General features: G+C 42.6%; 11 protein-coding genes. 1 reads left to right on the plus strand and 10 read right to left on the minus strand.

Annotated features, from left to right (window positions below; translation table 11 throughout):
- Positions 1-25: 25 nt before the first annotated feature.
- Positions 26-217 carry a hypothetical protein gene (locus ACWPWY_RS14145; RefSeq protein WP_454192260.1) on the minus strand — a complete coding sequence of 64 codons (192 nt, stop codon included), beginning with the start codon at positions 215-217 and terminating at the stop codon, positions 26-28.
- A gap of 112 nt (positions 218-329) precedes the next feature.
- Between ACWPWY_RS14145 and ACWPWY_RS14150 the strand changes: the two genes are divergently transcribed.
- On the plus strand, positions 330-845 hold the full coding sequence (locus tag ACWPWY_RS14150) for a hypothetical protein (RefSeq protein WP_454192261.1): 516 nt from the start codon (positions 330-332) through the stop codon (positions 843-845).
- 118 nt (positions 846-963) lie between these two features.
- On the opposite strand, the gene ACWPWY_RS14155 is transcribed toward ACWPWY_RS14150, so the two are convergent.
- The 9 genes from ACWPWY_RS14155 to dtd all read right to left on the minus strand — a co-directional run bounded on the left by ACWPWY_RS14155 (position 964) and on the right by dtd (position 11,880).
- Positions 964-3,132 carry a HelD family protein gene (locus tag ACWPWY_RS14155; RefSeq protein WP_454192262.1) on the minus strand — a complete coding sequence of 723 codons (2,169 nt, stop codon included), beginning with the start codon at positions 3,130-3,132 and terminating at the stop codon, positions 964-966.
- 186 nt (positions 3,133-3,318) lie between these two features.
- Positions 3,319-4,620 (minus strand): NCS2 family permease, encoded by a 1,302-nt coding sequence (locus tag ACWPWY_RS14160; protein WP_454192263.1) that lies wholly within the window; start codon positions 4,618-4,620, stop codon positions 3,319-3,321.
- 111 nt (positions 4,621-4,731) lie between these two features.
- On the minus strand, positions 4,732-5,484 hold the full coding sequence (locus tag ACWPWY_RS14165; RefSeq protein WP_454192264.1) for a tRNA threonylcarbamoyladenosine dehydratase: 753 nt from the start codon (positions 5,482-5,484) through the stop codon (positions 4,732-4,734).
- 22 nt (positions 5,485-5,506) lie between these two features.
- The gene (gene aspS / locus ACWPWY_RS14170; protein ID WP_454192265.1) at positions 5,507-7,285 is read right to left on the minus strand and encodes an aspartate--tRNA ligase; all 1,779 of its coding nucleotides are present in this window, start codon (positions 7,283-7,285) and stop codon (positions 5,507-5,509) included.
- 704 nt (positions 7,286-7,989) lie between these two features.
- Complete coding sequence (gene hisS, locus ACWPWY_RS14175; RefSeq protein WP_454192266.1) at positions 7,990-9,234, minus strand: histidine--tRNA ligase; 1,245 nt, start codon at positions 9,232-9,234, stop codon at positions 7,990-7,992.
- 736 nt (positions 9,235-9,970) lie between these two features.
- Positions 9,971-10,417, minus strand: a complete 447-nt coding sequence (locus ACWPWY_RS14180; RefSeq protein ID WP_454192267.1) for a hypothetical protein — start codon at positions 10,415-10,417, stop codon at positions 9,971-9,973.
- Between the two features lie 61 nt (positions 10,418-10,478).
- The gene (locus ACWPWY_RS14185; RefSeq protein WP_454192268.1) at positions 10,479-10,985 is read right to left on the minus strand and encodes a type 1 glutamine amidotransferase domain-containing protein; all 507 of its coding nucleotides are present in this window, start codon (positions 10,983-10,985) and stop codon (positions 10,479-10,481) included.
- A 176-nt stretch (positions 10,986-11,161) separates the two neighbouring features.
- Positions 11,162-11,329: a hypothetical protein gene (locus ACWPWY_RS14190; RefSeq protein WP_454192269.1), complete on the minus strand. Its 168-nt coding sequence runs from the start codon at positions 11,327-11,329 to the stop codon at positions 11,162-11,164.
- 107 nt (positions 11,330-11,436) lie between these two features.
- Positions 11,437-11,880 (minus strand): D-aminoacyl-tRNA deacylase, encoded by a 444-nt coding sequence (gene dtd / locus ACWPWY_RS14195; protein WP_454192270.1) that lies wholly within the window; start codon positions 11,878-11,880, stop codon positions 11,437-11,439.
- Positions 11,881-11,885: the final 5 nt, after the last annotated feature.

Here is an 11,885-nt window from a genome sequence, read left to right on the forward strand (position 1 = left end):
CTTAAGACCTTAATCACTCTACCTTCTATGATAACATACTGTCTTCTTTAACTTGTTCTTCTGGCAATACATATACATTCTGAATGGGAACCGAAGGTCCATATTGTTTACGAATCACTTTTCTTGCTTCTATGGCAGTTCTAGCTTTTACAATCGTTTCCTTCGTTTGACCGCCTGCTTCTGTAATCACGACGTACCGTTTGGCGCCACATCTCATGAGAACACCTCCAAAACAAACTTATTTTCTAACATTCCAGTTCAGCCTCATGAAACCCTTTTTTATATGGTAATATTAGTTAATCCAAACAAAGTAAATGAGGGACTCTTTTATGAAAATTTCAAAATATTATCCCATCACCGCAGCCCTATCCATTAATATCATTTTATTAGGTCGTTTTTTTCTATCTTACCACTATGATAAAGAAATCCTCTTGTTAGAATACAGTATCTGTTTTGTAATAACTGTTTCTCTTTTATCTATTTACTTTATGAGAAAATACCGTGAGCAAAAAAACACTGTTTTGACAGTTCCGATGGTTACGTCTGAGATGAGAAATTTTTGGCTAAATTTAGTCATCTCCATTTTTGGATTAGCAACAAGTGCTATAGAAATTTATTTTACAGTCATCTATCATGAGTCGATACCCTTGTTGAGAGAACTTGGATCAAAGTCACAAGAACACATTATTACTGATATCATATTCACCATATTACTCCACTCTTATTTACTTGTCCTATGGTTCGTAAATCTTATTCGGCTCTATTTTAATCATCGGGAGCTACAACGTAAAAAGCAACAAGCTATTACCCCCACTCCTAGAATCACGGGAGGACAAGTAAAATGAGTAATACAGTTATTACGAAAAACAAAAAAGCTGAGGGCGATGCATAGCTCTCATAATGAGATTATGATTCTCCCTCCAGCTTCTTTATTAAAGACATTCAATCCAGGTATGAAGCTGCTTATTCGCTTGGCCAACCGTGTGTTACCACTTCTTTAGCTTCTTGCTCGACGTAAACGGGACGCTCACTACCATTCATAAGCCACAACTCATGGAGTGCACGGGTACATCCTACATACAGCAGTTTCGCATCCCAGGAGCTGTTTCCATAGTGATCCTGATCGGCATCAGCTACAATCACAGCATCAAATTCAAGCCCTTTTGACAAATACACAGGCAATACAGAGTAACCGCCCTCGTACTGTTTTTTCCCATCATCAATCAAATTCACTTCTACTCCAGAACTTTTTAGCTCCTCGTATAATTCCTTTGCTTCACGAAGGGTACGTGTCACGATGGAAACCGTTCTATATTCCTTATCGATGAGATGCTGCATTGCCTTTTGAAGAGCATTCTTTCTTGAATCCTCTCCATAATTAATAAGTCTGACCCCGTCACCGCTCCGAAACACAGGAACCGCGGTTATGCCGCTTTGTACCCCTTTTTCGAGAATGGTATTAGCAAACTCAATAATCTCCATTGTGGAACGGTAACTTCGAGTAAGCGCAAAGTAGTCATTATGTTCTTCGGAAAAAAGTTGACTCATCTCTTCCCAACGATGAACTCCCCGGTAAGCATGAATCCCTTGTGACAAATCGCCAAGAATCGTAAACGAATGACCCTTCACAAACAGATCCAATAATGCGACATGAAACGGTGAAAAATCTTGTGCTTCATCGATAACCACATGATCAAAACGCTGATCGCTTGAAATTTCATTGACGAGCACATGTAGATAAACAAGTGCAGGAAGGTCCTCTTCTCGAACGAAATTCTGCTTAAGATCAGCTGCTGTCGATTTCAAAACCGATTGTGGAATCTGCTTCCGTATTTCGTCTGGTATGACACTTCCACCTTTAGCTACCTTAAATATATGTTTATACAAAGTAAGAGGCTCATATTTAGGCCATTTATTTGCGTATGCTTTTTCTCTTGCTGAAGCTTTTTTCTTTCTCTCTTTCTGCACCACTGCAGAAGGAGCTTTCTTCAGTTCCATCTCGATCCAGCGGTGGATACGGGCCATCACCCGTTCTTTTCGCTTAGCAAGGGGATAAGGTTTATATTCCTCGTCAAACCATTTGATAATTTCTGTCCGAGGCAGTACTTTTCCATCCCATGGAGAGAAATCCATATCAGGAACCGAGGTCATCTCCATCTGCTCTACACAGCTGCGCAAGATGTCCATGAACTTCATTGAACCCTTAAATCTACCTGGGACTTCATCTGTAATCTCAGGCAGTTCTCCTTCTCTTTCGAACCAATAATCCAGTGTCTCTGTCGTATCGGCAAGCCGTAAATCAAGGTTCAGCACCTGAAGAGCCCAGTCAGAAAATGTACTTTGCTGAATATCCCCAACACCCAGTTCAGGCAGCACATTAGAAATATAATCAAGGAACATATTATTAGGAGCAAATATAATCATTTTATCTGCAGATACTTGTTCTTTATACTGATACAGTAAAAAAGCAAGTCTGTGCAGAGCAACGGTAGTCTTACCACTTCCCGCCACCCCTTGAATGATCAGCGCTGTATTCCGCGCTGCCCGAATAATCCGGTCCTGTTCAGCCTGAATTGTAGATACAATGTCACGCAGTTTATTATCTTTATTTTCGCCCAGTCGGTAAACGAGAAACTCATCCGATACAGCTGGCTGATCACTATTCCGATTATAGGTATCTGCCACACGTTCTAAAATTTGTTGTCGAATTACGATATTTCGTTTTAGATATACAAGTCCTTCAATGATTCCTTCTGGAGATTCATACTCCGCAGGTCCCTCTCCTCCCGTAAAGGAATAAAAAAGACTTGCTATAGGGGCACGCCAATCGATTACCAGCGGCTGGTCTGTATAATCCTCCCGATCTACACCAACCTTGCCAATATACAGCGGCTTCATCTTGTTCGTTCCTTGTTCTTCAAAATCAAGACGTCCGAAATAAGGCTCTTTAACACTTTTGGAAAGACGCTGACGACGCTCTTCTCGTCCTGCTTCAAGCACTTGCTCTGTAAAGTCATGCCCTGTATACACAGGTATAGACTTAAACTTAGCGAGCTGCCGGTCTACTTCCTCCATCGTGTTTTTCAGCCTCTGTTCTTCTTCTTGATAGGCACTTTGAAACGTTTCATCCATATTCAGTTACCTCCTAAGAATTTTATTTGCATTCGGACGTTCATCCGTACCGCAAAAGGAGTATCAATATAACACAATTGATGGAAAAAAGCTATTCTGTTTGCCTGCCCTAAATTGCATAAAGAAAGAAGCCTTGCCACTTTAGGCGAAGCTTCTTTCTTTATGCAATTTCATAGCTTATTTTATTTACAAAAGTGCATAAATAATAAAGTTGAGTAAAAATAGAGCCGCAATTCCATACATCACTTTAGGCACTTCTTTTGATTTTCCAGCTGCAATCTTTGCTACGGGGTATGCAATAAAGCCGAAAGCCATTCCATCAACAATACTGTATGTGAATGGAATCATCACCATAATTAGAAATGCCGGGAAAGCTTCCGTATATTCGGAAAAGTTCATATCTTTCACACTTTGTACCATTAGTCCACCGATCACAATTAGAATTGGAGCAATTGCACTATCGGGAATCAGCGTAAGAACAGGAATGAAAAAAAAGGTCGCACAGAATAGTATAGCAGCCGTAAACGATGTAAGTCCGGTCCTTCCTCCTGCAGCGATGCCTGCCGTTGTTTCCGCAGCCGCTACTACAGGACTTGTTCCAAAGATACCGGCAAACACATTTGTAATGGAAAGTGCACGCAGACTTCCAGGGAACGTTTCAGTCCGGCCAATAATACTTGTGTGAGATGCAATGAGTCCAATGTTCTCGAACACAACAATAAGCAGCAATAAAAATACAGCAATCCAAAAAGATAACTGTACCAGTCCCCCAAATGACAACTCAGCGAAGAGCTGGCCATATTGCTGAAGAGGCTCCGCTGCTGACATCATTTGTGCAGGAAGTTCCGCAGCTCCCAGCAGATAAGCAAGGCCCGTTCCCGATACCATACTAATCAGTAGACCTCCAGGCACATTTCGGACAAATAGAACAAACGCGAGCAGTAATGTTATACAAGCAGTCAGCACACCCGGGTCATCAAAATGTCCGATCGTAACAAATGTTGTTTGATGTGCGACCACGATCCCACTCTTCTGCAGCCCTATAAACGTAAGGAAGAGCCCAATCCCTACTGTAATTCCATGTTGTAGATTGTGCGGTATTGCCTCGCTGATCACTTTATATAAACTCGTAAAAGCAACAACGGCAAACAAAATCCCAGTTACGGTAACTACAGCAAGCGCTTCTTGCCAGCTCAAATTCATCGAGTGAACAAGCGTATAGGTGAAAAATGCATTAATCCCCATACCTGGAACGACAATAATAGGCGATTTACCGATAAAAGCCATCAGTAAGCATCCTGCAATGGACGTCAGAAGCGTACCTACCATTGCTGCCTGCAGCGGCATTCCCGCATCCGCCAAAATAGAAGCATTCACCATCACAATGTACACAATGGCAAAATACGAGATTACCCCCGCTCCTATTTCTTTCTTCACTACATCCTCCTGCCTCAATCCAAGAGAACGAGTCCAGCCATTTTGTTTCATGTTTATGTTCCTCTTTCCTTTTCCACATTCACCTTTAGACATAGAAAAGCGTGAACACCAAGCGTTACGTGTTCACGCGGATAAATCTAGTTTGTACAATTATCTCTTACATTACACAGAGATGTCAGCGAGTAAATCACGAATGGCTTCACTGACCATAATCAGTCCAACGACAGGAGGGACATAAGCATTGCTTGCCGGAGGCTGCTTTGCCTTACGGATTTCAGGCGCATTTTCGGGAACAATTTTTTCAGTCACATCTTGACGTGGCTTCATCGGTTGTTCCGTAGAGAAGACGACTTTAACTCCTTTTTTAATTCCTTCCTCTTTACGAAGCTTATTGCGTATGACTCTTGCAATGGGATCCATTGATGTTTTGGAAATATCCGCAACCTGAAACTTGGTTGGATCCATTTTATTCGCTGCGCCCATACTAGAGATCATCGGAATGTCTCTCTTGCGGCATTCTTTAATCAGATGAATTTTGTAAATAATCGTATCGGACGCATCCAGTACGTAATCCAGATCGTATTTAAAAAGTTCCTCATATGTTTCGTCTGTATAGAACATATTTAGTGCAATTGCATCACATTCCGGATTAATGAGTTTTACTCGATCTACCATGAGATCCGCTTTTTTCTGACCGATTGTTGTTGTCAGCGCATGAATTTGACGATTAATATTCGTAATATCCACGACATCTTTATCGATCAGAATAATCCGTCCTACTCCCGATCTCGCCAGTGCTTCCACTGCCATAGAACCTACGCCCCCGATTCCAAGAACAGCTACTGTGCTGTTCTTCAGTTTGTCGAGGCCTTCTGTTCCGATGGCAAGTTCCGTTCTTGAAAATTGATCTAGCATGGTGACTTTTTGTCCCCCTTACTTAATTCTTTTCTGCTTTAACTTTACGTGCCACTCGGATATGAAGTTGTTCAAGCTGTTTCGCATCCACTTCGGAAGGAGCATTCATGAGCAGATCTGTTGCGCTTGCTGTTTTCGGGAATGCGATCGTTTCACGCAAGTTCGTACGGCCAGCAAGAAGCATAACCAGACGGTCAAATCCAAATGCAATACCGCCGTGTGGTGGTGTACCATATTCAAATGCTTCCATCAGATAACCAAACTTATCATTTGCTTCTTCTGGAGACAAGCCAATTGCATTAAACATTTTCTCTTGGATGTCCCGTTTGTAGATACGCATGGAACCGCCGCCTACTTCATAACCATTTAGTACAAGATCATACGCTTGAGCACGAATCTGACCTGGATCTGTGTCGAACAGGTGAAGGTCTTCGTCTTTTGGACGTGTGAACGGATGGTGTTCCGCTACATAACGTTTTTCATCCTCATCATATCCGAGAAGAGGGAAATCTACGACCCAAGCAAACTTGAATTTGTTTTCATCGATCAGACCTAAGTCACGGCCAATTTTCAAACGAAGCGCACCAAGTACATCCGCTACGACTTTTTTGTTATCTGCAGAGAATAACAACAAGTCTCCATCTTCTGCGCCTGTACGTTCTCTAATCGCTTCAATTTCTTCAGGGGACATAAATTTCACGATCGGTCCTTTAAATTCCCCTTCTTTTACTTGAATCCACGCCAGTCCTTTAGCTCCATAACGAGCTGCATAAGGTCCAAGTTCGTCGATTTCTTTACGCGTCCAAGTTCCGCATCCTTTCGCATTCAAGCATTTTACTTCTCCGCCTTTTTCAATAACAGAAGCAAATACTTTCACACCGCTTGTAGATACAATATCATTCATTTCTACGAGTTCTAGACCGAAACGAAGATCTGGTTTATCTGAGCCGTATTTGCCCATTGCATCCGCATAAGTAATACGCTGGAAAGGAGTTTCCAGTTCAATTCCTTTTGTTTCACGGAACAATTTAACCATCAATTCTTCCATCATTGGGAGCAGATCATCCTGTTGCAAGAAGGAAGTTTCGATGTCGACTTGCGTAAATTCTGGTTGACGGTCAGCACGCAGATCTTCATCACGGAAACAACGAGCGATTTGGTAGTAACGCTCTAGTCCGCTCACCATTAACAGCTGTTTATAAATTTGTGGAGATTGCGGAAGAGCAAAGAATTCTCCATCATGCACACGGCTTGGTACCAAATAGTCACGCGCACCTTCTGGTGAACTTTTCGTCAAGATTGGTGTTTCTACTTCAACAAAGTCTTGCGTGTCTAGGAAGTCACGGAATACTTTCGCTGCTTTTGAACGCAGTTTAAGCGTTTTTTGCATTTCAGGACGACGCAAGTCCATATAACGATATTTCAGTCGTAGAGATTCATCTACTTCAATCCCATCCTCAATGAAGAATGGAGGTGTTTTTGCTGCATTCAGTACTTCGATTTCTGTGATTTGAACTTCAATTTGCCCAGTCGGCAAGTTTGCGTTAACCGTTTCTTCGTCACGTTTCACTACTGTTCCTGATACTGCAATAACATACTCGGAACGAACGCGATCTGCGATACTCAGTGCTTCACCGGAATATGCCGGGTTAAATACAACCTGTACAATACCACTGCGGTCACGCAGGTCAATAAAAAGGACGCCTCCCAAGTCACGGCGAGTTTGTACCCATCCGTTCAGTGTAACGGTTTGTCCAATATGTTCGGTCGTAAGCGTACCGCAATAATGACTTCTTTTCATTTGTGATTGCTCCCTTATAATTATAATGCACCCACCTAAATCCTCCCTGACAGGGAGGACCCCAGAGGGCGCTGCCCTCTGGACACCCGGAACTAGCGAACTGATCTCAGGTAGTGGATGGTAGAAAAAACTTATGTTTGCGGAAGGAGTCGCTGCTTGCCCGGCGTACTTTGCTTTGCAAATACGCCGACGCAGCTTCCATGCGCTAATTACGCCTTCGGCTGATGTATGCTCGGCTTCGCTTCCAGCCTGTAAGAGCTTAAAAGAGTATGAACCCTTGTAGCCTTCGGCGTAATCTGCCCTGCTTCGCCTTGGGCAGTACAGGCAAATGATTTAGACCTTAGCCTTCGGCGTGTTCTGCCCTGCTTCGCTGGAGCAGTAAGACAAGTGATTTAAAACCTTAGCCTTCGGCGTGATCTGTCCTGCTTCGCCTCGGACAGTAAAGGCAAGTGACTTTAGACCTTTAGCCTTCGGCGTGTTCTGCTCTGCTTCGCTGGAGCAGTAAGAGCAAGTGATTTAGACCCTTAGCCTTCGGCGTGTTCTACTCTGCTTCGCTGGAGCAGTAAGGGCAAGTGACTTTAGACCTTTAAGCCTTCGGCGTGTTCTGCTCTGCTTCGCTGGAGCAGTAAGGGCAAGTGATTAGACCCTTAGCCTTCGGCGTTGTCAGCTCTGCGTCGCTAAAGCTGTATGTTAAATTGTAACTTCTAACGTAATACGGATTCGATATCTGTTAGTTTTACAACTTGTTGCTCACCGTTTTCCATCGACTTGATGGCAATTTCTCCACGCTCAAGTTCATCATCACCAAGTATTGCAGTGTAACGTGCTTTGAGGCGATCTGCAGATTTCATCTGAGCTTTCATTTTACGACCCAAATAATCTCGTTCGGCACTATAACCGGCTTGACGCAGTTTGAAGATTTGTTTTCCTACTTCATGTTCAGCAGCCTCACCTAAAGCTACAAAATAAACATCAAGTGGTTTAACCGCCTGTAAATCTACTCCCTGTTTATCTAGGATGAGTAGAATTCTTTCCAGTCCGATACCAAAACCAATACCTGGTTGATCCGGGCCTCCGACATTACTCACAAGTCCGTTGTATCTTCCGCCTCCGCCAATGGTATCAATTGCCCCAATACCTTCAGCTTTGAGTTCAAATGCCGTCATCGTGTAGTAATCTAGACCTCTAACTAAACGGTGATTGAGTGTATATGGAATCTCAATTTCATCCAAGAATTGTTGCACTTTTTTGAAATGAGTCATTTCCTCTTCACTAAGACTATCCAAAATAGAAGGTGCATCTGTAAATTTATCCTGATCCACTTTGCAATCCAATACGCGAAGCGGGTTACGCTCCATCCGAGATTGACAATCCTTACACAAGGTATCTTTCATTGGATTCAGGAACCCTAGCAAAGTCTCACGGTACGCAGCGCGGCTCTCCGCATTCCCTACAGAGTTTAGCTCTACGCTAACCCCTTGAAGCCCTAGCTCACGACAGAACTGATATCCAAGCGCAATAACCTCAGCATCAATCGCAGGATCTACAGCTCCGAACACCTCAACACCAAACTGGTGAAATTGACGCTGGCGACCGGCTTGCGGACGTTCATAACGGAACATAGGTCCGGTGTAATACAATTTGGTTACATCCGGTTCTCCATACAACTTGTTCTCTACATAAGAACGAACGACACCCGCTGTTCCTTCAGGGCGAAGTGTCATACTACGGTCCCCTTTATCTCGGAACGTGTACATTTCTTTCTCTACAATATCTGTTGTTTCTCCCACTCCGCGCTCAAACAAGTTCGTCTGTTCAAAGATAGGAGTACGAATCTCGCGGTAGTTAAACCGTCTGCAGAGATCTCTTGCTTTCTCTTCGACATACTGCCACTTTTCTACGACACCTGGTAACAAATCCTGAGTTCCTGTCGGTTTTTGAAAAGCCATCTTTATCCCTCCATAACATCCTGATCAATCTTTATACAACAAAAAAATCTCTCGCACTGTTTCATTACTGAAACAGGGACGAGAGATTGCTGAATCGCAAGAATCTACCGTGGTACCACCCACATTTCGAAAGATGAACTAGCACACACCCTTTATAGAGGTATGAAAAAAACTAGCCATTCATTCGCTTCAACGTGTAACGCTCGTCAGCGCGCAATGGCTACTCATCCCTATCGAACCCATCAGGGTTCAACATTTCTTTCGCCACTCGTTCTCGAGGAAGTCATTCGTCCGGTCATCATGAGAATCCTTCCAGCCAAAGGGATTCATCTCTAGGCATGTGGGGCACGGAGTACTTGGTCCTGTCATCGAATCTTTTATATTATCTATTATTGTTCGATTGTAATGAACCCATACATCAAAGTCAAGCATTTCACATCATAAATTTACACAACAGGTGAGATATATCCATTTCAAATGACCTGATTGTGCAGACCAAATAAAAAAGGACAGAAAAAAACCTACAAAAACGGTTTGTAGGTTAAAAGAAAAATATATTAAAAAAGGGGGTCATGCTGTTATTATAAACAGCCCATATTAACGAACGATGTTGTTTATATTACAAGTATGTTACAAATATGAAAACGCTTTAATTATTTTGTCGATTCTCATACAGCTCATAACCAAACAAGAGCCTTTTCCCCTGGGAAAAAGCCCTTGTCTTGACTAACTCTTGCTATTCAAATGTTTCTACAAAACCGCCGTTTTGACGAATTTTGTTCACTACATCATTATATTCTTCATCTTTCACTTTACAAGAAAGTACATATCGGAGGTCGTCATAATCTGCTGATGATACATCCTCCGCATTTAGAATGCCGCCTTCCCGGTTGCCGTTAATATCAGCAGAAGTTACTTCCCCGCGGTCATCGTTTGTAATAACAGGTACTATGGGAACGCCTTGAGCCGATCCTGTACCTGCTACCCCAACTCCTCCAGTTCCGCTTGCAGTGCCCGAACCTCCGTTATTGGGTACAAACGGGAGTAGAATATGGTTTTCCCTTCCTACTCCGGACTCTAAATTACCAACTTCAAGCTGTTCTGTCGCATAGACCTGTAGGGAAGTTCTTGCTCCTTCTGCCTCATCTTCCGTTCTAAAATACGCTTGTATCCTCTTTGACATGACAAACCCTCCTTTAAAATGGTGTATCAGGTAAAGTGATAGATCCAGTTAAATTTAATTATTAAATTGCTTTTAGAATTTCACGAACGAATGCTGGTTCATCTTCTGGTGTACGGGAAGTAATGAAGTTACCATCAACAACTACTTCTTCATTCACGAATTTAGAACCCGCATTAACCATGTCGTCTTTCAACGGTGGATAGGAAGTAATCGTCCGACCGGACAACAGCTCCGCACTCGCTAAAATTTGTGGACCATGGCAGATCGCTGCGATTGGTTTTTTCGATTTATTCACTTCTTTTACAAAATTCAATATGTCTTCATTGCCACGCAGAGCTTCTGGAGAAGAACCGCCTGGAATAACTACCCCATCAAAGTCACTTGCTTTAACATCCGCAATTGCTTTGTCAATTGTATATTCTGCTTTCTCTTGTTTCCCTTTTACTGTCTTGCCTGCTTCAAGTCCGACAATAACGACTTCGTGTCCTGCTTTTTTCACCTCATCGTAAGGTACCTTCATCTCGGAATCCTCAAATTGGTCTGCTAATAAAAATGCGATTTTACTCATCGATATCGTCTCCTTTCTGGCTAATGTGCCTCGAGATGTAATTACCCTGCTATGGGGAGTTTATAACATAAAAGGCAAAAATACTTGATATCGTACGCTTCATAACCCATCAAAAAAAGCGATCCTCTTTGATTGACTGAAATTCAGCAGTCAATCAAAGAGGATCGCTTCAACGTTTATGGGCGAGGCATATTTTCCCTTGCCGGTTTATCTAATTGTCTTACTTCAAAAATAGCCGGTAAATGACTTGATGCCTGCCTGGCAAGGTGCATCGCTTCCGAAACACTACTCGGCAGAAGCAAAGATGAGTAACTCATGTTCGCTTGCTTGAAAGATTGACGCATAATAAAAGCACCTTCTTTTTACGGATCATTTCGGTTATATCTCCTATTATGTCCGGGTCCTTTTATTATTAGTCAGGGTTTTACTTAAACAAACTTACGAAGCATCCTCACACTTTACTTTCAAGTATCAAGGTAACAGGACCATCGTTTGTGAGCGACACATCCATCATCGCTCCAAACTTTCCGGTCTCCACTTGCAGCCCTTTTTTTCTTAACTGCTCGTTAAAGTATTCATACAATGGTTCAGCTACATCTGGCTTTGCTGCAGCCATAAAGTTCGGTCTTTTTCCTTTGCGTGTATCTGCGTATAACGTAAATTGGGATACCGATAAAATAGCCCCTTGCACATCAAGAACACTGTAATTCATTTTACCGGATTCATCTTCAAAAATACGCAGACCCGCAATCTTCTCAGCCAAATAATCTGCATCTTTCTCCTCATCCTCATGAGTAACACCCACAAGAAGCATAAGACCTTGATTAATTTGGCCAATAATTTCGTTGTCCACCGTAACTTTAGCGCTGCTGCAACGCTGGATAATCACTTTCACTATTT

This window comes from Paenibacillus sp. Marseille-Q7038, from assembly GCF_965111595.1.